We start from the raw sequence: 26421 nt of genomic DNA, 5'->3' as shown, positions 1-26421 counted from the left end.
CCCCCTTAGCTTCGTGCGGCCGTACCTCCGTGACTGGCAAGCAGGAGGCTCCGGTCTGCCTTACCGTTTGGTTTCAGTGGAATCTCATCCACCCAGAGGATCTCTGTCGGAATCGCATACGCAGGCAAATACATAGCAAGCTCGGCGCGCAGCGCCCGCAGCTTGTCCTGCTCCGGCAGGGGTTCCGCGCCCGCAGCCGCAACCACAAAGGCGGTTAGGAATTGTTCCCCGTCATCGCCTATACGTACCCCGGCAACTGCGGCTTGTACATGGGCTGCCCGCAGCAGACAGCTCTCCACTTCACCCAGCTCAATACGGAGTCCGCGCAGCTTGATCTGATCGTCCTCCCGTCCGGCGTACATGACCTCCCCTTCCAATGTCCAAGAGGCGAGATCGCCTGTACGGTACATGCGCTGTCCGGGTTCATAGGGATTGGGCACGAATCTCTCCAGCGTTAGCTGTGGCTGGTTCAGATATCCGCGTGCCAGCCCCGCTCCTGAGATATACAGCTGTCCTGTCTCTCCAATGGACGCAAGCGTCGAATCATTCCTCAGAACATACAAGCGGATGTTGTCAATCGGGCGTCCGATGGGAACGGGCCGGTCCTGAGTCTCCCGCTCGCAGACATGATAGGTGACATCAATCGCCGCTTCTGTAGGACCATAGAGATTGATCAGCTTCACGCCTTGTCCGGGCGGGAAGCTATGATAGAACTGCCTGACCAGCGGGACGGTCAACGCTTCTCCGCTGCAAAAGACATACCGCAGGCTGCGCAAGCGTTCCAGTGCAAAACCGCTGCTGATATATTCAAGGAACAAACGCAAGACGGAGGGAACAAAATGAATGACACTAATCCCTGTTTTCTCGATCAGTTTCACGAACACGCGCGGATCATTTTCCTTGCGCGGCTGCAGAAGACAGACCGCAGCGCCTGCGGTTGACCACCAGACTAATTCCCAGACCGAGACATCAAAGGTATATACTGTTTTTTGGAACAGGATATCCTTGCGGGTAATGGGGAAGGTTTTTTGCATCCATTCGATCCGGTTGGTCAAGGCATCATGTTCTACAAGCACACCCTTGGGGTTACCGGTGGAACCGGAAGTATAGATTACATAAGCCAGGTCACCTGGCTCTGGTCCGTCCGGCAGATTCGTCTCCGGCAGATCACGGTCCGCCAGACTATCCAGCGTGACCCATTCTGCTGTTACAGGCAGCACAGACGGACGGGAAACGCCGCTCTCCGTAATAACCCAGCCCGGGGCGCTGTCAGACAGCATGGTCTGCAGCCTCATAGGCGGACTCTCCAGATCCAGCGGTAAATACGCGGCTCCGGCTTTGAGTACTCCGTATATGGCAACCAGCATGTCAAAGGAACGCTCAAGCATTAAGGCGACTATCGACCCTTTTCCGGCACCGCCGGACCGCAGCGCATGAGCCAGCCGGTTCGCCGCACGGTTCAATTCCCCGTAAGTATAGATGGCCTCCTTCACGTATACAGCAGGCGCGAGCGGCTGCTCTGCCACGCGTGCTTCAAACTGCTGGATAATGGTGGTGTCCTGTGAATAAGGCGCAGCGGTATCGTTAAAGCCGCGCAGTGTATGCAGCAGCAATTCGTTCTCAACAGTAGGCAGACTCATTCCGGTCCCCTCCTTGTGGTGGGAGTACTCTCAGCTTGCCGTTCTACACCGGTCTTCTCCTTGATCTGCAGCCATCGAAGCTCCCGTTCACTGTCCGGGGTACGCTTATCTTCAAACACAGCCTGCAGCATGGATATTGCCAGGGCAACCTGCTCTTCCCCAAGTGTTAGTCCCCCTTGATCAAGCTCTTGCTTCATCTGCTTGACTTGCGCATACAGCTCCAAGGACGGCATAACCGGAACATCAGCCTGGTTGTTATTGCGGGTGGTCATGGCATGTGTCAGACACATGCTTATTGCTTTAAGCCGCAAATCTGCGGCGGGCGGGCTTGTCTCAGCCTTGGGCCTTGTCACAGGAGTGGCGGAAGCAGCGGCGAAGTGATCTCGGATGGTCATCCGGTCTACCTTCTCATCATGGGCATATACACGGGTCTGTGCAGAAATTTCGGGCATCAGTGTTTTGAGGATGTTCTGCGGACCCATTTCAATGAAAGTCTGGACCCCGTTCTCCAGCAGATACAGGATGGAGTTCTGCCATAACACCGGTTTATATAGCTGCTGCGCCAGCAGCCCCTGCATCTCCTGAATCGATGTATAGGGCCGTCCGGTTACATTGGACAGAAGCTGACCTGCCGGTAGGCTCCAGGTATACTTGAGCAGTTCCTCCGTCATTTCCGCCGCGCTCGGCTGCATTAGAGCACAATGATAAGGGGCGCTTCCGATCAAATGGCTGATCTGTGCATCATCTGACGCTTCTGTTACCCGCTGCTCCAGCTCGACCAGTGCAGCGTCCTGACCGGAAACCGCGATCTGGCTGCGGGAGTTCTGACAGGCAATGCTGACCGCCCGTCCCTCGGCTTGCAGGCTCAGGCACAGCAATGCGACTTGTGCTGGATTAACCGATTTCATAATGCTCATGGCACCGCCCGTGGATTCCATAACCGCTTCCGCCAGTCGGGCACGGAAGCGGACCAGAGTCAGCCCGTCCCTGAAGGACAAGACACCGCTGCAGATTAGTGCGGAATATTCGCCCAGACTGTGTCCCGCCATATAGGCTGGAAGCGGTCCGCCTTGCTCCCGGTATAGGCGGTAATGGGCAACACTCGCCGCACAGATGGCCGGCAGCATATGCCCGATCCGGTTCAGCTTGACCGTGCTGCCCTCCATCATCAGCCGGGATAATTCAAAACCGAGAATGTCATCTGCCTCAAGCAAGGTGTCCTGCACCATGCGCGAGGATTCATAGAGACTCCTCATCATTCCTTTATATTGGGACCCTGATCCAGGGAATAACAAAGCCAGGTCTGCTTGATGGTTCATCCGATCCTCACCCTTCTGCCAAAGATGCGGCGCAGTGTCACAAACGGAAGTTGCGTGCGATTTGCAGCTCATGCATCTGTGAAGTTCCCTCAATAATCTCCATAATCTTGGCATCGCGGTAGAACCGTTCTACCGGATTGCCGCTCATACAGCCTGAAGCCCCATGTATTTGCAGGGCATGATCTGCTGCATGGACAGCCGTTTTGGAAGCATGGTATTTGGCAACCAAGGTCTCTGTGATGGCCGCAGGATCACCTTGCTCCCGCAGTCTCCCGGCGGCGGCACACAGCTCACGGGCGGCTTTGGACCCGGTAATCATTTCGCTGAGCATCTTCTGCACAAGCGGATGCTTGCGCAAAGGTTCACCGAACTGGAACCGCTCACCGGCATACTGGATGCTTTGCTCCAGGCAGGCTTGTGCCAACCCGACGCTGCCGCAGGCGGTGGTGTAACGGCCTTCGTCCAGCGCATAGTTCGCCACATGGGTGAACCCGAAGCCGATTTTGCCAACCAAATTCTCCACAGGCACACTGCAATGCTCGAAGGTCAGCTCAGCGATCATATTGGCCCTCAGCCCCATCAGCCCCCGCATGGGATCGATCTGCAAACCGGGAGTTCCCCGTTCCACCAGTACAGCGACCCCGCGCCCGTTCAATCGGGCGAACACCAGGAACACATCAGCGATTTGCCCGAGCGTGATGTACTTCTTGCGGCCATTCAGGATGATTTGTCCATCTTCCTGCACCGCCTCCGTCTCCAGCTTGGCAATATCGCTGCCCACCATCGGTTCGGTGATTGCAATCGCCGGGATGACCTCGCCAGCCGCGATGGCGGGCAGCCATTTGTGCTTCTGGGCTTCCGACCCAAACCGCGCCAGCGGTTTGCAGACCATGCCGAACACAGTACAGGCATTCTGCACAGAAGCATATCCGCGCCCCAGCTCCTCATGAATGGCTCCAAGTGTGGCATAATCGACGGCAGTTCCCCCATATTTGACTGGAACCGCAAGGCCTGTAAGTCCTTCGGCTGCCATCTCAGTGAACAATGCGCGCGGAATCTCCTGCTCCTGATCCATCTGGGCGGCCTGCGGCAGGATATGCGTGTCAACAAACTGGCGGATGCCCAGGGCAGTAGGGACGGAGGTCGCTTTTAGTGGCGTATTCATTAGATTTCAGCTCCCGTAGGTTGATGGCGTTCGATCAGAACTACCAGATCGCGGACCGTCTTGATATTGTCCATATCCAAATCCTCTTCTTCCAGCTCCAGATGAAAGGTCTTCTCGATGAACATAATCAACTGGATCATGAACAGGGAATGCACAAGGCCCAGCTCCAGGATGTTATCGTCCTCCTTAAGCTCCTTGGTACGCAGTGAGCGGGTAAGAAATGTGGTCACCTGTGCTTTGATTTCTTCATGATTCATTGGGATCAGCCTCCTGAAATTAATTGTAAGAATAGAAACCCTGACCGGATTTCATACCGTGAAGCCCGGCATCGACCATTTTTTTGAGCAAGGGACAAGGGCGGTATTTACTGTCGTTATAGCCTTCGTACAGCACATCAAGTGATTTGAGAATGGTATCCAGACCAATGAGGTCGGCTGTCTGCAAGGGACCCATCTTGTGCCCGAAACACTGTTTGAACAAAATATCAATGTCCTCCGGTGAAGCCACCTGCTCCTGTACCATGAAGATGGCTTCATTCACAAAAATCATCATTGCCCGGTTCGTCACGAACCCGACCGAATCCTCAACAACTACACTTTGCTTGCCGAGGGTTCCCAGCATTTCCTGCGTTATTTGCAGTGTCTCCGGGGTGGTATGATATCCTTTGATGACCTCAACCATAGGCTTGAGCGGCACCGGATTCATGAAATGAATCCCGACAACCCGCTCGGGGCGTTCCACTAGTGCAGCAACCCGGGTGATTGAAATCGCCGATGTGTTGACCCCCAGAATGCAATCCTTCGCGCAGACTTTGTTAAGCTGTTCGTATACCGCCTGCTTGATCTCCCAGCTCTCGGTTACATTCTCCACCACGAACGAACACGCAGCGAGCGCTTCGATCTCCTGGGTGAAGTGGATGCGGTCCAGCACCGCCTCGGCACGTTCTAGCGGGGCCACACCCGTCATCATTTTCTGAAAACGAAGGCTCTCCCGGATCTTCTCCCGGGTTCTGCGCATCTGCTCTTCGGATACATCGACAACTACCGTGTCGTACCCCCCTTGAGCGAAGACCTGGGCTACACCGCTGCCCATCACACCTGAGCCTACAACGCCAATCCTCTGTTCCATCGTTCTTCCTCCATCCTTAATTCTGCTCACTGCACACCTCCATAGGTCAGCCGTTGATACTCCCGGTAGGCATCTGCAATGTCTGCTACGGTTCCGGCATCCCCCCACTCGCTCACCAAGCTGTGGATCATCCCTTCCACCGTTGGATTCTCCATCACGGTACGAAGCGGCAGCTCGGTGCGAAACACATCCTTGATTCTTGACAGAAGTCGTGTAAGGAGCAGCGAATGTCCACCCAAATCGTAAAAATGATCGTCCACACCCACTGGATGTACGCCAAGCAGTTCGGCGATAATCTCACAGATGATCGCCTCCTGCTCTGTCACTGGAGGTGTATATGGCCCCAGATAAGCCGGGCGCTCACGACTGCCCGCAGCATCGTAAGGATGGGCGGAAGGATGGGATTCCGCCGGAAGCGGCCGATCCTCTGAGGCGATCTTCAACCGGGCCAGGGGAGGCTGGGCAGAGATGACCGCCCGGCTGATCTGTCCCCGGATCGGCCATAGCTGCTCATATAAGACATATTCCTGTTCCCGGGTAATGCCCGGACCCTGGACTGTCTTGCTGCGGGTGAAATCACGGCTTAGCGACAGCCAGGGGATATTCCCGCAGCCCGCATCTTCCGCAGCCGCATCAAGCACACCTGCTGCCGCTGCCAGTTCGGTGAGGCCGATTCCGCCAACTACGGAGGATAAGGAAGATAATATCCAGCCAAAACCGATCTCAGCACCGCAGCTCTGGAGCAGCTTGTTCAATTCCTGGAAGGTACGGGGCGCTGGAACCTGGGGATTCTTCGCCGCAGATAATGCCGCAAGTGTCCGCCATTCCAAGGCTTGCAGCTCCGGTTCGTATACCACCCCGTCAATTCGGCCGCAGATTCCCGCCGCTGCCGCAATGGCCTGGCGAAGCTGATCTGATCCGAGACCTTCAGATGCTATGATCTCTGCACCAGGCCGAGCTGCCAAGAAACTGCGGATCAACTCCGCACCGCCAGCGGGAGAGACCACCAGATAAACCTCTCCGGGTGCTGCTGCCGCTGCTTCAGAGAAGCTAGCAGGCTCACCCTTATGAATTGGAGCTGTAAAGGGTTCAAAAGCCTGCACCAGCCGCGTCCCGCCCCGATAAGCGGCTACTACCGAAGTACCGGGAGGCGATATAAGCTCCAGCCAAAGCTTGTCTGTCAGACGTCTTTCGGACTCCTCAGGCTGGAAGTCAATCAGCCGGCCCTGCCAGCCGTTCTGCTCCTGGTGCAAGGTCAGGAGCGGCCCAAGGATGGCCCGCCGTTCGGCCTCACCTCCTCCTGCTCCAAAGATTGTGAAGATCCGGCTAGTCGCAACCGTTAACTGGACTTGCGACCCGCAGAGTTCTTTATCCAGGGCAGGGACCAGATGAATGAGCGACAGGTATCCGCGCTCGGCTACTGCTCCTGACATCTCTACAGCAGACGGAATTCCGCGCGGCGCCTGCTCTTCCAGCATCCAGGCATGGAGAATGCGGTCGATGACGATGCCGTCCCTTCGCAGATCATCGGCGAGCCGCTGGTAATCCCCGGCATGGACCGGATTCAGCTCGTACCGATCCGGTGCATGTCGTTGATACTGCGCGGCAGCCAGCACCCCGATACAGCGGTCCCCTTGTTCAACAAGCCGTTCTTGACATCGCTCGGCAGCCCGGCCTTCTCCACGCAGAATGAGCCAGGTTAGCGGATGCGGGCTTGTATTGCTTGGCGGGTCCGAGAGCGGCTCCTGCTTCCATGCAGGCAGATAGAGCAAGGAAATGTCCGGCCCCGCCGTTACCGCCTGAGGCGGTTCTGATATCGCTGGCCGAGGCAGATAGGTCTGCTGGTCGAAGCTGTACATAGGCAGAGGCAGCCGCCGGCGGGACTGCGGCGGATAAAGCTGGTCCCACTGGACAGGTACCCCGGCTAGCCAGAGCTGGGACAAGGTCTGCACGAAAACGGCTGCTTCACTGGCCGCTGCCGCAGCCCCCAGGCTGGACAGCACCAGCCGGTCACCTCCGCTCTGGGCTTTCACCAGACGGCATAACGTCTGGCCTGGGCCTATTTCAAGGAAGATATTGTCCTCATCAGCCAGACAGCCGCTGACCATGGCCGAGAAGTTCACCGTCCCGCGAAGCTGAGCAGTCCAATACTCGGGATTCACTGCCATCTCGCCGGTGACAGGTTCGCCGGTCAGACAGGAATAGAACGGCAGCTCAGGTGTATTCAGGTGCTTGGAGCGGAGTACTTCGCGGAACGGCTCCAGAATGGTATCCATCCGTGAAGAGTGGAACGCGTGAGAGGTGTTGAGCCTAGCCGTGAAGATCCCCGCTTGGCTCCACTCCTCCTGCCGCAGCCGCAGCTCTTCTTCGTCGCCTGAGAATACGCATAACCCCGGCTGGTTAATAGCTGCGAGCGATACGTCTGCACTGACATACCGGCCTGCTTCAGATGCAGGAATAGCTGCGGCTAACATCATTCCACCTGGAGCGGACTGCATCAGTCGTCCGCGAGCCGCCACAATATCGAGCGCATCCTCAAGGGTGAAGACCCCGGCGAGTGTTGCCGCAACATATTCTCCGATGCTGTGTCCCACCATGTGGGAAGGGCGGACGCCAAGCTTCATCCAGGCACTGGCAAGCGCATACTCCAAGACGAATAATGCGGGCTGGGCGAGCCAGGTCTGGTCTAGTTCCGAATCGGAGAAAGTGCCAGCAAGACTCAGAGCTTCGGCGTCCGCCACACCGATATAGCGGCGGATATCCAGGCCAATCTTCGGACGCAGCAGCTCCGACAGCCGGTCCACTTCCTGGCGATAGGACAGATGGCGCCGGTACAGCTCCGCGCCCATCCCCATGACCTGCGAACCTTGGCCCGTGAACATGAATACCACCGGACGGTTAAGACGCTCCTGAGAAGATCGAATCAGTCCAGCACCTTCAGAATCTCTTAGGAGGCGGACAGCCTCTTCTGTCTGCGCTGCAGTACAGGCGAGCCGGTATTTGAATTGCCCCCGTCCCATTTGCAGCGTGAACGCAACATCGGCCAGCGGTACACTGCTTGAGAGGTTCTCCAAATGTTCTGCCAATTCGCCTTGCATCCGCTCCAGGGCAGCAGGACTTTTGGCCGAGAGCAGCAGAACTGCCGGAAGCTCCGCCGGCTCACTGTTTGCCCGGAGAGGCGGCTCCTCAAGAACCATATGGACGTTGGTGCCGCCAACGCCAAACGAACTGATGCCTGCGCGGCGCGGCAGCTTCCCTCTAGGCCACGCCACGGGTTCCCGGCTGAGGTAGAATGCCGACTTCTCCATCTCCAGCAGCGGGTTGGGTTCAGCATAATTGGCTGTCGGCGGAATCATCTCCCGTTCCAGCGATAGAGCAGTCTTGATCAAGCCGGCAATTCCGGCAGCGGCGTGCAGATGTCCGATGTTGCCCTTGACCGAGCCGATGGGCCGGTGCGGGCTCTCCTGACCGAACACTTGCTGTAAGGCGGTAAATTCAATCGGGTCACCGACGTTGGTGCCGGTACCGTGGGTTTCGATGTAACCGATGGTATCCGGTTCAATATCCGCGAGGTTCCAGGCCGAGCGGATAACCTCCTTCTGGCCCTCCAGGCTGGGGGCAGCAAAGCCTACTTTTCGCCGCCCGTCATTGTTGCTTGACGAGCCTTTAATCACAGCATAGATATGGTCGCCGTCCTCTATAGCTTCCGAGAGGCGCTTAAGCACCACTGCACCCGCGCCTTCCCCGAAGATGGTCCCATCGGCCCGGCTGTCGAAAGGGCGGCAAACGCCACTTTTGGAATAAATAGTGCCCTCCTGGTAGAGATAACCCGACTTGCCCGGCTGCTCCAGCGTCACCCCTCCGGCAACGGCCAGATTGCAGTCTCCAAGCAGGAGACCCTGGCAAGCCAGATGTACTGCTGCAAGTGAGGTTGAACAGGCGGTGTACAGGGTGTAGCTGGGTCCCGTCAGATTGAGCTTGTAGGAGATCAGTTGGCTTAAGAAATCCTTGCTCGACACGATACCCGACTCCAGCACATCTTCACCGTCTCCGTGGCGGGACAGATGATCACCCGTCCATTTCAGGTCGAGCGGAGCCCCGGCATACATGCCGATTTGTCCTTCATAGCGGTCGGGGTGATAGCCCGAATTCTCTAGCGCATGATAGACAATTTCGTGGAACAGACGGATCTGGGGGTCCATGTTCTCGGCTTCCCAGGAGGCATATCCGAATAAAGAAGCATCGAAATCGTATACGTTATCCAGGTAAGGCTTCGCTCTGACGTAATCGGGATGGTTCAAACGTTCTGGAGAAATCCCTTGTTCCCGAAGCTCCTCGAAGCTGAATTGGGTTACCGCGGATACGCCGTGGATCAGCAGATTCCAATACGCCTCGATCGTATCCGCGCCCGGAAATTTACCGCTCATGCCAATGATGGCAATCTCAAGTCCGGTCTCTGCGGTCTCTTCACTCATTACATCACCTTCTTCCCTTGATGGACTCCAGTGTTTTTAGGCGGCTTGCTTTTCTTTTACGGTCTTCAGAATCTTTGAGAACCTCGCTCTTGTCTGTCTGGTCTTCCCTGTCCGCGAACAAATAGGCATCCAGCAGATGAATCGTCGGGTAGGAGTACATTTTGACAATCGACGTATCTTTGACAGATAAAGCATTGAGTTGGGCATTAATCTGAATCAGATCCAGTGAGCTTGCTCCCGCTTCGAAAAAATTGTCGTGCAGCCCAATCGCCTCCAGCTCCAGATAGTCCATGAACAGTTCTGCCAGCTTCTTCTGTGTCTGTGTAAGCGGAGGTGCATATTCGGTGCTGCTAGCCATCCGTTTGCGCTTGCGCCCCGTAGGGAGAGGCTTATTATTAACAGGTTTTATCCCCTCCGGCGTGTTGGCCTCAAGTAAGGAATAGCGGGTGTTCAGGTCGGTCGTTGACAACAGCCACTGAACGGGTGATAACTCTACACTCATGACTTTGGATAAAATATGCTCAAGCACATCCATTCCTTCAGCATTGGTCATTCCACCCTGGAGCTGCGCCATCTCCGGCTTTGGAGCTGCGGCATGTTCCTGAGTAATGACGATTTTGCCAATATGCTTGGCTGATGCCATATACCGGAAAGCCTCTTCCGTATCTGCGAACCGGTAAGGGATCACAGGCAGCGGTATGAACGTACCTTCTTCCACATGCCGGGCAAGCTCTCGGAACAGCCTTGTGTAGCCTGGCAGGCCGCTGTCCATGCTGATGGCTGACACAGAAATTCCTTTCTCAAAAATCCGCATTCCCAGCGTGCTGTTCTCCATAATGTCCTTTACGCCCATTTCCAGAAATCTGCCGTGCGGGGCCAATAAGGAGAGCCCTTGCTCGACAGCCTCACCCGTTAGGGAATTCAGAATGACGTCTACCGTTCCGGCAGACTCACGGATTTGGTCGGCAAAAGCAAGATCCCGCGAGGAGTACACATGCGAGATACCTAGTGAACGCAGGTAGTCTCGTTTCTCTTCGGTACCGGCCGTTGCATAAATCTCCGCTCCAACCCACTGGGCGATTTGCACGGCTGCCAGACCCACGCCGCCTGTTGCCGTATGGATTAGCACTTTCTCGCCCAACGAGAGCTGTCCACGGATAATTAGCGCGTAGTAAGCTGTCATAAAGGCAATCGGCAGGGTTGCCGCTTCAGCAAACGATATCCGTGAAGGCTTGCGTACCACCGAGCTTGCCGGGACCCGCGCGTATTTGCCCAAGCTTGCTCCGGCTATCGCCATCACTTCATCTCCAGGCAGCCAATCGGTTACACCTGCCCCCACCCTCGTTACCGTTCCCGCACATTCCAGGCCGAAGCTGAAACCATAGGAATCCGGCAGCTTAAGCACACCGAGTGCATACAGCACTTCCTTAAAGTTCAGGCCGTTAGCTACCACTCTAATCTCTACCTCATCCGGTTCTGGAGGCAGCCGATATTCAGACAGGATATGGAGGCTGTTCAGTTCACCCGGCACAGCTAATCCCAGCCGGTAATTGCCGACCTCAGGCAATGTTCCATTGCGTTCCAGCGGCAATGGGTCTGACAGTGACTGGTTGCGGACTTTGTGCATGACATATTCTTCAATCTCCATGAGTACACTGCCTTCCAGATCGGTAATGCGGCAGGTGAATGTCCGGGCTTCCTCACTTTGTTCCCCTTCTTGCACAATGGTGTAGAGATTAGCAGAGAACGGCCGGAGAATCTGGAGGTTCTTATAGGCAAAAGGCAGATACGCACGGCTGTCCTCCGACTGTCCGCCCAGCAGGCTCGTTGCCCGGTCCATCAGAGCAGGATGAACTCCGTAATCAGCCGAGTCTCTTGCCAGACCCTCTGGCAGTGACAATTCGGCAACCGCTTCGTTCCCGTTGCGGAAGAAACGGCGGATGTTGTTCCAATGAGGGCCATATTGCATGCGTACCCCCGTGCTCTCGCCGGATCGTTCTGCTTCTACAGGAACCGCTGCTGCCAGTAGACCGTTCTGGAGCTTATTGAGCTCTGCGCCGCTGAGGGTCCGATCATTCTGCTCATCCAGGCGCTCCGCGCAGCCTTTGGCATGTTGTATCCATTCCCCTGCTGTTCCTATGGAGGACATGGAGAATTCCCAGCCGCTGCTATTGTTGGACCATACGGTTCTTAGCTCACACCCTTCTTCGACCACAAGCGGTTGTACAAAAAACAGTTCTACAATGTTCAGGCCGGTATCTCCGGTTAACTCTTCAAACGATGCCCTCAGAATCTCTACATAACCTGTTCCCGGTAAAATGGAGGAACCGAGCATCCGGTGGCCGTCCAGTATCCAATGATGCTCTGCCGACAATCTGGATATATAGACCGTCTGCGTCTCGCTTGCCGACTCCCTTTTGGAGGTTAGCAGCGGGTGGGTGATGCGCAGCGGGAGCTCCGCTTGCCCTTTTGTGCCGGCCGGGTGCTCCGCCTCATCTGTGCCGGAGCCGTTATATCGGTTCACAGCTTCGACTGCCATCCCCGTCTCCTTCCAAGCATCCCAATCCACGCTGACTACTCGCATTCCAGACGAATCCCCGGCATGTGCACGGGCGAATCCGTCCATGAAGGCATTGGCCGCTGCGTACCCGCTCTGTCCGAAAGCACCGAATGTGCCGCTGATCGAAGAGAACAGCAGGAGAAATGCCGGTGGCTGCTGCATAGCTGCAAGCACCTCATATAAGACTGTGGTCCCTGCGATTTTGGGCCGCAGCACCGCTGCGGTTTGCTCTCTTGTTGCGATGTGGATCATGCTTCCATCCGGCACTCCTGCGGCATGAAATACTCCGTCCAGCGGGCCGAAGCGCTCCGCCGCTGCACAAATGACACGTTCCATCGAAGCAAGATCAGCGACATCGGCATATTCGACATGCACCTGTGCTCCGCTCAAATATAGCTGTTCCAGCCGGTCCTGTACCGGATGCGGCTTGCGGCTAACCAGCACAAGCTTGGCCTGATATTGACTAGCCAGATAATCGGCGAGTGCTAGGCCGATTCCGCCAAGGCCGCCAGTGATCAGGTACACCGCTCCCTTGCGCAAAGCTCCGGCCGGAAGGGCTCTCCGGGGAAGGGGTACCCGGATGAAACCATGTTCATATCGGTGTGAGGACCGCAGTGCTTGCCGGATGGGCAACGGGCTAGCCTTACTAGCCGATCCTTCGAAAGGCAGGGTCAGCAGAATTCCGGGATTCGCGGCGATGGACTCCTGATCGAGATCCAGTGTGTGCACCCGGATATGCGGATACTCCAGCGGGATCACGCTGGCTATCCCAAGCAGGGTAGCTTTCAGCGGATCTACGATGTCGTTCGGATGGACCCGTTCCATTTGATCTGTGACCAGCGTTAGCTCCAGCGGCTTCCCTTGCGCAGCTACAGCGGCAGCACGCACCAGCTCCAGTACACTGTACATGCAGCGGTTAAGCACCTCAGTGTCGGCAAGATTCTCCCCGCTTCGTCCAGACGCTACTTGGGCCTGAGCTAAGGTCTCAGCTTGGTCCAATTCGAGACTCCACAAATGAATGATCTGTTCGGGTGGCTGTATCCCGGCTTCCGCAAGCCCTGCGAATAATTGAGCATAATGGGCCGGGTTGCCTGGATCAAGGGTATACTCCGCAGCAGACTCCCTCTGAAAGGTCCCTTCGGGGTAGACCTTGATCCACTGAGCCCCTTGCTCCTCCAGCAACGCTGCATACTGGTCAGCGAGAAGGCTCCGTTCAGTGAACAACAGCACCGTCTGTCCGTTGCAGCCAGAACGCTTGTCTTCCATACTGTCCTCTTGCTCACTCCAGTCCGGGGCATAAGCCCATTCAGAAACGGGGCGATTGCGGGCAATCGAGCTGTCCGGTTGGATATCCTCTGCCTTCCCCTGCTGGTATTTCCAGTAATATTGCTTCCCGAACGGGTATACCGGCAGGGAAACCCGCCGTCCGTTGCGCTTCTCAAATACTCTCTCCCAGTGGATAGCCACTCCGCTCATCCATAGGTCGCCCAAGGCCTGAAGCAGATGGACACCTGAAGCCTGTGCCTCGGAGGCTTTGGGTACTACGCTAAGAATCTTACTATTGCTGCGGACACCCGGATTGCGGCGGATCAGTTGACCCAGCGTCCGGCCGGGGCCGACTTCCAGAAATACAGGCTCAAGCTGTTCCGCCAGCGTTGCCACGCCTTCCGAGAACCTGACGGTTTGCCGGACATGATTCACATAGTATTCAGGGTCCACCGCTTGTTCGGCTGTGATCAGCTCCCCCGTAACATTGGAGATATACGGAATTGCCGGAGCCGCCCATTTGATTTCTTGGAGCGCTTTGCTGTAGGGGCCGAGCATCGGCTCCATCATCGCGGAATGAAAGGCATGCGATACCTGGAGATGGAAGGGCTCATGGCCACTTTGCCGCAGCTCGGCTGACAGGGCACGAATGGATGCGGGCGGTCCCGAGACCACTGTGAGTTCCGGGCTGTTGGTCGCAGCAACGGACAGAGCTTGTCTTCCGCCCAGTAGTGGGAGCACATGCTCGTGCCCGAGGCCAATACTAATCATCTCGCCGTGTTCCATCTGCTGCATTAACGAGGATCGGCGGATCACCAGCCGGATGGTCTCCTCCAATGTCAACACGCCTGCGAGGCAGGCCGCTGTGTATTCACCCAGGCTATGCCCGATCATAGCCGTCTGCGAGATGCCCCAATGCTGCAAAAGCCGGGCCAGCGCATACTCCACCATAAACAGCAGCGGCTGGGCAATTTCGGTCTGGTCGATAGCGTGTAAAGCCGTTGCCGGCAGTGATGGCCCTCCCGGGTCCGGCTCCTGCAGCGGAAGCCAGATGGACCGCAAATCGGTCGCCAGGATCGGTGAGGCCAGCTCCAGACAGCGATCCATTTCACGCTGGAATAGCGGCTGCGTATCATACAGGTAACGTGCCATTCCTGCGTATTGGGTTCCTTGGCCCGGGAATGCGAATACCACATGCACAACCTCCCGGATACGGGCAATGTTGCGTGTTCCACTCAGGAAAGCCTGCAGGCCGGCAGCAAGCTCAGCAGCATCTGTGGCAATCCATGCCATCCGGAAGTTCAGTTCTTGCCGGCCTGTATTCAGCGTAAAGGCAATATCCGCAATCTGTTGCCCTTGCCCTTCTGCTGAACTGAGATAATGGAGCAAGTCTTCTGTTTTTTGCAGCAGGGCTTCTTCTGTCGCAGCGGATAATAAGAATAATTCAGGTGACCCCTCACTCCGGTTCTGTCTGTTCCCGGAATCTGCGGCGACGGGAAGCGGGGCCTCCTCCAGGACGACATGCGCGTTGGTTCCGCCGATTCCGAACGAGCTTACGCCGGCACGGCGCGGCGAACCCTCCGGCGGCAGCCAATCCTGAAGCGTGGCATTGACATACAGAGAACTTTTGTCGAAGCTAATGGCTGGATTTGCCTGCTTATAATGCAAGCTGGGAGGCAACTGCTTGTGATGCAGTGCCAGCACGGTTTTGATGAATCCGGCAATTCCGGCAGCAGCATCGAGATGTCCGATATTGGTTTTGACAGACCCGATGGCTGTTTCGGTTCCATTGGAGGCGGGGAACAACCCGGACAAGGCCTCGATCTCAATGGGATCACCCAGTGGGGTGCCTGTACCATGTGTCTCAATGTAACTAATGGATTCCGCTGAGACAGCTGCGGCTTCCAGGGCAGCCGTCACAACATCTATTTGTCCCTGAACGCTAGGTGCAGTGAATCCAGCCTTGCGCGTTCCATCGTTGTTAATCGCAGAACCCTTAATAACAGCGTAGATGTGATCGCCATCCCGAACCGCCTGATCCAGCTTTTTTAACACCACAAGACCCGCACCATCGCCGCTGACCGTTCCTTTGGCATCTGTATCGAAGGCTCTGCAGTGCCCATCGGGCGATTTAATCATGCCATCCTGGTAGGTGTAGCCCGATTTCTTGGGTACTGAGATCGACACCCCACCTGCAAGCGCCAGATCTGATTCTCCTCTCATCAGGGAATTGCAGGCTAGATGCACCGCAACCAGTGACGAAGAACATGCGGTTTCTACGGTTAACGACGGACCTGTCAGATTGAGCTTATAAGAGACGGGCATGCTCAAGGAATGTACATTTAGATTGGCCGCCCTCCAGCGTTCTGTATCGTCCTCCAGGGAATCGAACAGCCGGTTCACCCAGTTCAAATGGACCGTTGCGCCCACGAATAAGCCAATGGCATCCCGGTACCGCATGGGATCGTATCCGGCATCCTCCAGGCCCGCCCAGGCGAGTTCATGCAGAATGCGAAGCTGGGGGTCCATCAGTTCGGCCTCTTGCGGACTGTAATGGAACAACTCCGCATCGAAGTATTCGATATCCTCAAGCATCCCCTTCGCTTTCACATACCTGGAGTCACGCAGCAGCGTCTCGGCAATTCCGGTAGCACGCAATTCTTCATCGGAAAAGAACGAAATGCTCTCCTTCCCCTCCCGCAGATTGCTCCAAAAACTCGTCGGATCAGCAGCGCCTGGGAACCTTCCCGCAAGTCCGATGACAGCAATATCACTGGTTGTTACGGAAGCGTCTTCCTTCGGCGGTTGCTCTACTTGGGAGGCAGCAGCCACATGATCGGTGTCGTTCTTTGGACTATCTTCTGACTGCTTCGCTGCCATGTACGCGGCGAGCTCTCTGACCGTTGGATATCGGAATAAATCGGTTACCGACAGTTCAATACCGGTGGAAGCACGCAGCGTATCGCTGATACGGATCGTCAAGAGCGAATTGCCGCCGATATCAAAAAAAGGGGCATCCAGTCCAATTTGTTCCACCCCTAAGGCTTCTTTCCAGGCTTCCAGCACCGTGATTTCCATTGAGGCCAGTGATTTAACAGACGTACCTCCAGTGACTGAGGAAGGGAACGGCAGGTTGCGCAGCGCCTTCTTGTCAATTTTTCCGTTAATCGTCAGCGGCAGCGCAGCAAGCTGCATGTAACGCGTAGGCACCGCATAGGAGGGCAGCCGTTCCAGCATAGCTTTTCTTAGCGGACCTGGTTGCAGTGTGTTACCCGCTACGAAATAAGCAGCCAGCTCCTTCTCCCGGTCCACTGAGTGAATCATAATAACCGTACAGTCTTCGATTCCGGGCAACCGGCTTAATTCATGTTCGATTTCTTGCAGCTCAAGCCGGTATCCCCGAACCTTCACCTGATTGTCAGCTCTTCCGAGAAAATCAATATTCCCATCGGGCAGCCAGCGGGCTAAATCCCCTGTTCTGTACATCCTGTACTCTGGATATAGCGGATCGGGAATAAATTTGGCCTCGGTTAGCTCAGGGTTGTTCAGATACCCTCTTGCCACGCCTTCCAGCCCGACGCATAGTTCACCAATCGCTCCCACGGGCAAAAACTGTTGATTCCGGTCCAGAATATAGGCAGTGGAGTTCGAGACAGGCCTGCCGATCGGAATTCTGGTCTCATATTCCCGTTCAATCGCAAATGTAGTGGACAGCACCGAATTCTCGGATGGACCATAGCCATTGACAAGTGTCAAAGCGGGACAGGCCTGTCTCACCTTGTTAATCTGTCTTGGCGACAACGTATCCCCACCAATAATCAGATAACGCAGTGAACGGAACAGCGAAGCATCCACACTGGCTAATTGATTGAACAGCGGTGTAGTCATCCACATCAGGCTTATTTTCTGCTGGAGCAGCGTTTCTTTTAATACCTGAGGCATCAGCAGCTTATCCTGATCCATCAGGTACAGTGACGCTCCATTCAGCAGTGCCCCCCAGATCTCGAAGTTGGAGACATCGAATTCAAACGGACATGTCGGCAAAATCACATCGCTGGTGCTGAAATTAACAAACTCTGTATGCTTCACCAGCCGCACGATCCCTCTATGCTCGATCATCACGCCTTTGGGCCTTCCGGTAGATCCGGAAGTATACACAATGCAGGCTACACGGTGTCCGCCATCATGCGGAGAAGGGAAGCTGCCCAGCAGATCCGTATCTTCTGTCTCAAGGATATCTTGGTAACACAGCGTGTCTACATTCATCGATGTCATAAAAGAAAGCCGGCTGTCCCTGTCAGACAGCATAAGCCGCATCCCTGAATCTTCGATCATGAATCTGATCCGCTCTTCAGGATAATCCGGGTGCAGAGGCACATAAGCCGCCCCGGATTTCAGAATCGCGAGCAGTCCCATGATCGTCTCCGGGCTCCGCCGAGACTCGATTCCAATGTATTGCTCCGGCCCGGCTCCAAGACGAACCAGTGCAGCGGCTACCTGGTCAGACCTCCGGTCAAGCTCAGCATAGGTCCACTTGACTTGCTCATGAATGATGGCAATGTTCTGGGGATGGCTCCGTGCCATCGTGGTGAACCACTGCGGAATCGATTGTTCACGGAACTGCTTCAGGGGTCCGGCGGCGGATAGCAGTCCGTTCATTTTTAAGGCGTCAGGTTCGGCGATCCTAATGTCTGACACCTGTGCCTCCGGCTGCGTGACCAGATTGTGCAGCAGTTGCACAAAGCACTGTGACATCTGATTTACCACAAAATAGTCATAGCTTTCCTGATCATAAATGAAGTCCATTTCGAAACCGCTGCTCTCCCGAATGAGCAGGGTAAGCGGATAATGCGTGTGCTCCACCATTTCAAAGGAGCTGATCGACAAGGGAGCTTGTCCGGTTAGGCCCTCCGCTGCGGAACCTGCCATTGGCTGCTCCAGGAGCACCTTATCCAGCGGATAGTTCTCCATGACCAGCAAGGTATCAAATAACTCTTCGGTACCTTGAATCCCGGCGTATCCCCGGATCTCGGACAGACCGGCCATTTCATAGGGACGCCTGGCTGTAATTGCGGATTGAACGCCCGCCAAATATTCCAGAACACTTTCCCTCTTTCGGCTGGAAAGACGCAGCGGCACCGTATTGATCAACAGCCCGACCATACGCTCGATGCCGGTAAGACTAACGCCCCTGCCGGATAACGTCGAGCCAAATACAATATCATCGACATGTTTGAACCGCTGGAGCAATAGGCCCCATGCACCATTCATCAAGGTGGCTACCGGCATGCCATTGTTTTGACAGAATAGACGCATTCCCGCCGCTGCCGTTTCCGGTATGCTCAGGGATACCCGTTTGAATCCCGGGCGCCGGGGTTTGTAGAACGGTTGTATCGTTTGTTTTATTTCATAATCCCGCAGGCAATCAGCCCAATATACCGCTTCACGTTCCGGTTGGCGTGAGCCTTTGACAGCCGCCAGGTAAGCCTTCATTCCCGGCTTTGCCGAAGGGGATACTTCCTGATCTTCAGCGAGTGCCCGGTAGGCATGAAGCCATTCTTCCAGCACAATGCCGAGACTCCAGCCATCCAGCACAATGTGATGGAATGTCAGGAACAATCTGCACTCCCCGTCGAACTTACATAATACGATTCGCAGGGTTTCCCGGGTCAGATCGAAGCGCATGGTACGGTTCCGTTTACCTATGATTTCTGAAATTAGCTGTATCCGTTCTTTCTTGCTCCTCGTCTGCTTCAGTGCCTGTTGGTCTTCAGTGGAAAGGACGGCCTTGAATTCATCAGGGATCATTCCGCCCGTGAAATCATAGATTTCCGGCAACGGTTCACGGTTCCGAAGCACAATCTGCACAGGTGCCCGGAGCCCCTCCCATTTGAACACGGACCGCAATGCGTCATTCGCACGGTAGACAGCGAGCCAGGCTGCATTGAACAGCCGGTTATCTACTTGCCCCTGTAGACTAAGTATAAGGTGCTCCATGTATTCACTTTTGGATTCCTCCTGCAAATAATGAAACAGCATCCCTTGCTGCAGCGGCCGCAGCGGCCATATATCCTGGACGTTGTTTTTCTCAACCTTCATGTTGGGCCTCCTCACTTATGAACGGCAAGTGCATCCTGAATGGCGGCGATCACATCATCCTGACGGTCATGAATGAAAAAGTGCCCGCCGGGCAGATTTTTGATCTTCATGCTCCCGCTGATATACTGCTCCCACTCTATCCCGTTCTCTGCAGGCATCAAGGGATCATCGGTGCCGACCATGACCGTGCAATCCACCGGAAGCTTCACGCGCCGGCCGTTGCCGGCATACAACTCGTAGATTCTATAGTCCGCTTTGATGATCGGCAGGAAAACTCTCATTAGCTCTGAATGATTAACCAGTTCCTGAGCCGTACCGCCCAGCTTGAGAATTTCTTGAAGGAATAGCTCGTCAGGCAGTTTATGCAGTTGCTCCTCTCCATAACGCAGGTGCGGTGGATTACAGCCGGAGAAGAAGACATGTACCGGAAGCGCCTGTCCGCTCTCCAGAAGCCGCACACTCAGTTCATAAGCCGCCAGTCCTCCCAGGCTGTGTCCGTACAGCGCATAGGGACTCCCCTGAAGCTGGCTGCCCATATGCTGTACAAGATCGTCAATCAATGACTCCATACTGTCGCATAGCTTGGACCCGAACCGTTTGCCTCTGCCTGGAAATTCAAGGGGAACCACTTCGATATTGGCCGGCAGCAGGGTCCTCCATTTCAGATAGATGGCTGCGGAGCTGCCGGAATAAGGAATTGTAAAAAGCTTGATAGTCATAAGGAAGCCTCCTCTTGAATCACTTGCGGCTGTGTCCGGTTGTCCGTTAACACTGCTGGGTTTAGCGGGAACCACATTTTTAACAGTCTTAAGGCGGAGAACATCGTTCCTGTAATTGCGGTCATAATCATAGCCGGAACTATCGTAAACGGTGCCCATACGACAATAAATCTCCAGGGATAACCCCAAAAAAGCATTTTGGGTATATACCAGGTCACGCCCATAATAAGAGCGGCCAGGATCACCAAACCTGATGTCTTGGCGTATAGGGAGAAAGAAGGTCCCCTGCGCAGCCGTCTGCCATTGCGGATCAAGCGCAGATCCTTGACCCATGCGTAGAGCAGCCAGAGACATAGAGCCGTACAAATAAGGATCATGATCTGTCCTGCGAGATTCGCTGTGTCCATAGTATCCATGGGTGCGGCGGCAGGACTCAGATCTTGCTGCAAGGCATATAGTCCTTCGCAAATGGCGTAAGTCGCCGTCGTATTCCGGTTACCCAGAACAGCAACTCCGATTTGTTGGACTGGATCAAACAAGACGTACGAAGAGAAATTGGGATTATTGCCTCCGTGTGAAAAAAGGGTATGATCTCCTTTGTTAAATACTAGCCAGCCACCCCCATAGCGAAAAGATGTTATATACGGAGGAGTTAGTGTTGCCTTGACCGTTTCATCAGGAATCTGTGCACGGGCAATGGCTCCCCCAAGCGCTGAAGGCGCCGCTGCCGGGTTCATCTGCAGATTCAACCAGCGGGCCATATCCGTAGCGCTCGACAAGATGTAGCCTGCGGGTGTATTCCCGCGGTAGACGGGGGCTTGATACTCTCTGTTGCCGATAAGTCCAGGCTTGTAGCCTTGGGAGATTTCCTTGCCGCCTTGCAATATCGCCCTGCCTGCGGTTGTCAGCTCTAAACCCAAAGGCTGAAAGATTTCAGCGGACATATAAGATTCATAGGACATCCCGCTCACAGCTTCAATAATTGCACCAAGCACATCATAATTACCGGTGGAGTACAGAAATTGGGTCCCCGGTTTAGACCAGAGCGGCTGCTCGCTTAGTCCGCGCACCGTATCCTGAAGTGCGGTGTCTTCGGTGGACGGATCTATCTGCGCAACGGAATCACTGCCCAGCCCACTGGTCTGGTTAAGGAAATGCCCAACCGTTGGTTCGGCAGACTCCCCTCTTGCTTGCAGTGTTAACCATGGCAGATAGCGGGTTACTGGCGCTTCCAGGTCTACAAGCCCTCGTTCGACAAGCAGCAGCAGACCGACACTGGTGAAGGCTTTACTGTTGGAGCCAATTTCGAACAAGGTGTCTGGGGTTACCGGTATATTCCGGCTGGCATCAGCTTTTCCATACCCCTTAACATAAGTCTTGTCACCGCGAAGCACCGCTACAGAGACACCGGGAAGATCCATCTGATCCATCAGCTTAAGCACATATTTATCAACGGACTCAGCTGAAATCCCGCTATTAGCAGTATTTGCCGAAGCTGGCGGCATCGCAGCTATGCCAAGCAGCATACAGACACAGAGCATTTTGATTAGCAAGCGGTTCATGTTATTCCCCCCTGTTACTTGAATAACGAATCCAATTCCTCCTGCGTTATATCCACCGCATCAAAATCAGCGGGCGTCCAGCTTGGCTCCCTATGAACAGGCGGTTGACTGAGGAGTTCTGCAAAGTGGGCTTTATACCGCTCCATCCACTGCTCCATGACCTTGTCCGGCATACTGGAGGGAGAACGCAACTCCAGATACAGTATGCGCTTCAGAATATAAGCGTTGATCTCCAGTACGAATGGTGTTGCATTGTCTTCAGCTATATCCGGTCCTGTGGGTTCATTCAGAACACGCAACAGCCCATTCGCGTAATCCTCCTGAAATTCCCCAAGATAATTGAACACAATCCGGGGAACAGCCGGTGTAATCAGTCCCAATCCATAAGCTAAAATGCCATATCCCAGACCTTTGCGGGGCACCGCCCTGAACTGTTGGAGGATGTTATCCCTCCTCTCGATTACAGTTGTACCGGCCTGAGCGGTGATTCTGACCGGATACAGACTGGTGAACCAGCCAGTGGTACGCGAGAGATCCATGTCAGGGAATAAGGGCTCCCGGCCATGTCCTTCCAGCCAAATGACCTGCGTCTGCCAGTTCCCGGTATCCTGAAATGCCAGGGCAAGTGCAGTCTGCAGCAGCTCATGGGGCTGCAGACCGTTAATCTGCTGGCACTGTTCAAGCAATAGCCCCGTTTCAGCAGGGCTGAACGTCAGCGTACGAAGTGTTGTGCGTCCACTACCCGGTTGCCCAAAACAAAGCCAATGATCATCTGGGAGGTTGTAATTTCCATTCCAATATTCCAGCTCCCGCTGGACCAGCGGTTCAGCGCGTTCGCTCAGTGCCAGCGCCCAGTGCTTGAACGATGATGTTTTGGGCAGCCACTGGCGTTCTCCCCGAAGCAATCGTCCCAAATCCTCCAAAATAATCCGCCATGAGACACCGTCTATACAGACATGGTGAGCCGCTAGCAGCAGACGATTAGCACGTCCCGGCTCAATAATTAAGCAGGCGCGGAAAGGGAACTGATCCTGCTTAGTAAGGCGTATGCCTGCCTTCAGTGCAGAGGTATACGTCAGGAACTCTTGCTCCCGTTGTGTAGGATCAAATTCGGTCAAATCAAGTACATTAGGCTGAAACTTAGCCACAGAAAGTTCGTTGTTATAGGAGAGCTGCTGCTCTACAGAGTCATAATACAAGCGCAAGGAGTCATGGTTCTGAATCAACTGCCTTACACTGTCTTCAAGGGTATGCATGGCAATATCTTCCCGGATCTCCAGCAGCATCGATTGCAGATAGTAGTCTTCATTCGCAAGCTCACGGGAGAAGAACCACGACAGGATCGGTGTCAACGGGATGATTCCCTCCGGCGGCCCCTGTGTATGAACCTCTTTATCTTCAGTGAGATGCAGAAGCATTTCGCTAATGAGAGGATGATCCAGAATATCTGCCGCGCTGAGTTGAAGTCCTTGATTTTTGAGTAGGCTTGAAATCTGAATGGCTTTGATGGAATCCCCGCCCAGATTGAAAAAACGGTCCTCCAGGCTGATTTCCTTACGCTCCAGAACGGTCCGCAGTGCGGATAAAAGCCATTCAGTCTGGCCCCCCCCTTCGTACTCCTTGACCTGTACTGCGGCGTCATCTAGTTCTTGTGCAAGCTGTCTCCGATTGGTCTTCCCATTAGCAGTGAGCGGAATCTCTGTTCTAAAAATGATACGTCCCGGGACCATGTATCCAGGCAGGATGCCTGCTAGACGGCTGCGGATATTGAGCGCTGTAAGCGAGCCTCCGACAATACAGGCGACCAGTTCCATGCCGGGACCTTCACCCTCCGTCATGACAACTGCATTACGGATACCCTCCATCTCCAGCAGGTGATGTTCGATCTCTTCCGTCTCGATTCGGTAGCCTCTAACCTTAAGCTGGGTATCACAGCGGCCGATATATTCCATCACACCGCCTTCACCCCACCGGACCAGATCCCCCGTACGATACATCCGGTTGCCTTTGTTCACTGCATCCGGCAAGAAGCGTTCCGCCGTCAGCCCGGGTTGATGGACGTAGCCATCTGCAACACCGGGGCCGGAAATGTAGAGTTCTCCCTTCGCGCCTGGAGGCAGGGGCCGCAAATCCCTATCCAATATATATAGCTTCGCATTTGCAGCAGGTACTCCGATAGGCACGGTTGCTCCCTTGTCTGCTAAGGGATCATAACGGTAAATCATACAGCCTACGGTTGCTTCCGTTGGCCCGTATTCGTTATAAATAGCCAGAGTAGGACCGTAGGCTTGCTGAACAGCCGCCGCAAGACCGGTCTTGAGACTCTCCCCGCCCACAATCAGTGTCCGCAAGGCAGCATTCGGCCTCCGTTCTTGCCCCATAAGCGCAAGATGGGATGGGGTAAGCTTGATTACTGTAGCCCTGTTCTCGTTCAGAATCCGGCTCAAGGTATAGTCCTCGCCACTGGAGGGGTATATCCTCAACTGGGTGCCGCTGACTAGGGGTACGAATAAGGATGTCAGCGTCAGATCAAAGGCAATTGAGGAATAAAAGGCGAACACCTCGTGTTCCGAGGTCAAGTATTCTGCCGCTGCCCAAGTGATATAGTTGGCCAGGTTAGAGTGAAGAACTTTTACCCCTTTGGGTGCTCCTGTAGATCCCGAGGTATATAGAATGTAAGCTGTTTCTTCAGGCCTCGACCTCTGCTGTGCCTCCTGAGACAACGGCCTATGCCGGAGCAGATGCCGGGGATTGCGCGTGGGGATAAGCCAGCCGGAAGCCGGTTCCTCTGACAGATCGGTCAACAGGCATATTGCCCCCGAGTCTCGAAGCATATACTCCGCTCTGGCGGGCGGAACTCCGGGGTCAAGCGGCAGAAAAGCCGCACCGCACTGAAGAATCGCCAGGATTGCAATGACCAGTTCGGGAGAATGATGCATCCGTACACCTATTACGCCTGACACATGCGGGAATTCTGCGGTCAGTGCTGACGCAAGGCAATTAACCTGCTGCGCCAATTCTGCAAAGGTCTGCTGCTCCTCTGCACAGCTCAGGGCAATCCGGTTGGGATGGAGCCGAACCTGCTCTGCGTATAGATCCATAACCGTCTTTTCAAGTGAATAGTTGTGGATAGAAGGCTGATTGTAATGAATCAAGGTTTGTTTCCATTGCCTTTCGGTAGTCAGGGTCAGTTCCTTCAATGGGAGGTCTGGAGTATGCACCATCTGATTCAATACATGCAGGAGACAGTCCACCAGCGTTTCAGCCTCATCCTTGCCAATGATCTGAGTCTGGTAGTCCAGAGTGAACAATAACGTGCCATCCTCAGACCAGTCCTTGATCATCAACTGTACGGGATAAGCCTGCTCGCCGGAGTAGAACTCCTCATTGCTAATCCTCATGTTGTCCACGGTGGTTAACAGGTGGGTATTATAATAATTCACAGCGGCCTGGTATAGGCTGCCATGCCCATTTTTCCGCAGCTGAAGCTGCTGTGCAAGGAGATCGAACGGATACTTGTGATTAGCGAGATTACGTGAATATTCACGGCGTACCCGTTGTAAAAATGCCCGGATGGACAGGCCTTCCTTCAGATGCAGCGACAGCGGCAGATTGCCAGTGAACATGCCAACGGTTCCCTTGGTGTGAGAAGAGCGGTTGGATACGGGTATAGACAGGATTACATCTTCTCTCTGGTAATACCTTCCTAATACCAAACCGAATGCGGCAGATAAAAATAGGGGCAATGACACATTAAGCTCTGGAAGAATACGGGTAATCTGCTCTGTGGCCTGCTTGTCGAGCAGGCGGGTGTAACGTCTGCCGGCGGGAGCAGTGGCCCTTTTGTCAAATAGCGGTTCGGGAAGAACATCAAATTTGTTCTCCCAGAATTGTTTGTTGCTCTGACAACGCTGAGAGCTAAGGTATTGATTTTCGAGATCGAGATAAGTCAAATAGGAGGGTTCGGACACAGCACTGTCAGAGATGTCTTCCCTGCCCAGCGATTCATAATGTCCGAGAATTTGTCTGGTCAGCAGGTCCATGGACCAGCCGTCGCAGATGATATGATGGGCTTTCAGGAGAAAACCATTATTCAGCTCCCCCACCTTGAAGGTAGCGATGTGGTATAAAGGAGCATCGAAAAGCTCAAATCGTTGGGCCGCTTCGGTCTTCACCCACCTCTCAAAAACCGTCTGGGGATCGGCATATGAACTGAAGTCGTAGTGGGGCAACGGCTGTAGCGAATGAATATCCGCTACATATTGTTGCGGTTCACCGTCTTGTGCCTGCAAACGCAGGCGCAGGCCATCATGAGACTGAATCACATGCTGGATCGAAGTTTCCAAACGGGGGAAATCGAGCGTTCCGTGAATACGGACACAGCCACCAATATGATGTACGGCTGTCTGGGGATGAAGGCATTCGGTATACCAAATTCTCTTTTGGGGATGGCTTAAACGATGCAAGGCCTTATTCACAAGATCCATG

At 54.6% G+C, this 26421-nt stretch carries 10 protein-coding genes; all 10 read right to left on the bottom strand.

What is annotated here, in order from left to right; translation table 11 throughout:
• Positions 1–5: 5 nt before the first annotated feature.
• The 10 genes from NST43_RS14885 to NST43_RS14840 are packed head-to-tail and all read right to left on the bottom strand — an operon-like array spanning position 6 to position 26420.
• Positions 6–1640: an amino acid adenylation domain-containing protein gene (locus NST43_RS14885; protein WP_339225101.1), complete on the bottom strand. Its 1635-nt coding sequence runs from the start codon at positions 1638–1640 to the stop codon at positions 6–8.
• On the bottom strand, positions 1637–2959 hold the full coding sequence (locus tag NST43_RS14880; RefSeq protein ID WP_339225100.1) for an ACP S-malonyltransferase: 1323 nt from the start codon (positions 2957–2959) through the stop codon (positions 1637–1639). Before NST43_RS14880 ends, NST43_RS14885 begins: the two co-directional genes overlap by 4 nt.
• Positions 2960–2996: 37 nt before the next feature.
• Complete coding sequence (locus tag NST43_RS14875) at positions 2997–4124, bottom strand: acyl-CoA dehydrogenase family protein (protein WP_209993037.1); 1128 nt, start codon at positions 4122–4124, stop codon at positions 2997–2999.
• Entirely contained in the window at positions 4124–4381 is a 258-nt protein-coding gene (locus tag NST43_RS14870) for an acyl carrier protein (protein ID WP_209993038.1), read from the bottom strand. Before NST43_RS14870 ends, NST43_RS14875 begins: the two co-directional genes overlap by 1 nt.
• A 19-nt stretch (positions 4382–4400) precedes the next feature.
• A complete protein-coding gene (locus tag NST43_RS14865) occupies positions 4401–5252 on the bottom strand; it encodes a 3-hydroxyacyl-CoA dehydrogenase family protein (protein ID WP_339225099.1) in 852 nt (283 codons plus the stop codon).
• A 26-nt stretch (positions 5253–5278) separates the two neighbouring features.
• On the bottom strand, positions 5279–9727 hold the full coding sequence (locus tag NST43_RS14860; RefSeq protein WP_339225098.1) for a beta-ketoacyl synthase N-terminal-like domain-containing protein: 4449 nt from the start codon (positions 9725–9727) through the stop codon (positions 5279–5281).
• A 4-nt stretch (positions 9728–9731) separates the two neighbouring features.
• Entirely contained in the window at positions 9732–19652 is a 9921-nt protein-coding gene (locus NST43_RS14855; RefSeq protein ID WP_339225097.1) for an amino acid adenylation domain-containing protein, read from the bottom strand.
• A gap of 11 nt (positions 19653–19663) precedes the next feature.
• Complete coding sequence (locus tag NST43_RS14850) at positions 19664–20371, bottom strand: alpha/beta fold hydrolase (RefSeq protein ID WP_339225096.1); 708 nt, start codon at positions 20369–20371, stop codon at positions 19664–19666.
• The gene (locus NST43_RS14845; protein ID WP_339225095.1) at positions 20368–21933 is read right to left on the bottom strand and encodes a serine hydrolase domain-containing protein; all 1566 of its coding nucleotides are present in this window, start codon (positions 21931–21933) and stop codon (positions 20368–20370) included. Before NST43_RS14845 ends, NST43_RS14850 begins: the two co-directional genes overlap by 4 nt.
• 14 nt (positions 21934–21947) lie before the next feature.
• Complete coding sequence (locus tag NST43_RS14840) at positions 21948–26420, bottom strand: amino acid adenylation domain-containing protein (RefSeq protein ID WP_339225094.1); 4473 nt, start codon at positions 26418–26420, stop codon at positions 21948–21950.
• Between the last annotated feature and the right edge of the window lies 1 nt (position 26421).

Origin of the sequence: Paenibacillus sp. FSL H8-0332, assembly GCF_037963835.1 — a bacterium.
GTDB lineage: Bacteria > Bacillota > Bacilli > Paenibacillales > Paenibacillaceae > Paenibacillus_AQ > Paenibacillus_AQ rhizoplanae.
This window is presented reverse-complemented; position numbering and strand designations above follow the sequence as displayed.

Excerpts from the sequence above, each read along its gene's own strand:
- NST43_RS14855 (WP_339225097.1), bottom strand. The coding sequence starts at position 19,652 with ATGAAGGTTGAGAAAAACAACGTCCAGGATATATGGCCGCTGCGGCCG.
- NST43_RS14875 (WP_209993037.1), bottom strand. The coding sequence starts at position 4,124 with ATGAATACGCCACTAAAAGCGACCTCCGTCCCTACTGCCCTGGGCATC.
- NST43_RS14840 (WP_339225094.1), bottom strand. The coding sequence starts at position 26,420 with ATGGATCTTGTGAATAAGGCCTTGCATCGTTTAAGCCATCCCCAAAAG.
- NST43_RS14865 (WP_339225099.1), bottom strand. The coding sequence starts at position 5,252 with ATGGAACAGAGGATTGGCGTTGTAGGCTCAGGTGTGATGGGCAGCGGT.
- NST43_RS14850 (WP_339225096.1), bottom strand. The coding sequence starts at position 20,371 with ATGACTATCAAGCTTTTTACAATTCCTTATTCCGGCAGCTCCGCAGCC.
- NST43_RS14870 (WP_209993038.1), bottom strand. The coding sequence starts at position 4,381 with ATGAATCATGAAGAAATCAAAGCACAGGTGACCACATTTCTTACCCGC.
- NST43_RS14880 (WP_339225100.1), bottom strand. The coding sequence starts at position 2,959 with ATGAACCATCAAGCAGACCTGGCTTTGTTATTCCCTGGATCAGGGTCC.
- NST43_RS14845 (WP_339225095.1), bottom strand. The coding sequence starts at position 21,933 with ATGAACCGCTTGCTAATCAAAATGCTCTGTGTCTGTATGCTGCTTGGC.
- NST43_RS14885 (WP_339225101.1), bottom strand. The coding sequence starts at position 1,640 with ATGAGTCTGCCTACTGTTGAGAACGAATTGCTGCTGCATACACTGCGC.
- NST43_RS14860 (WP_339225098.1), bottom strand. The coding sequence starts at position 9,727 with ATGAGTGAAGAGACCGCAGAGACCGGACTTGAGATTGCCATCATTGGC.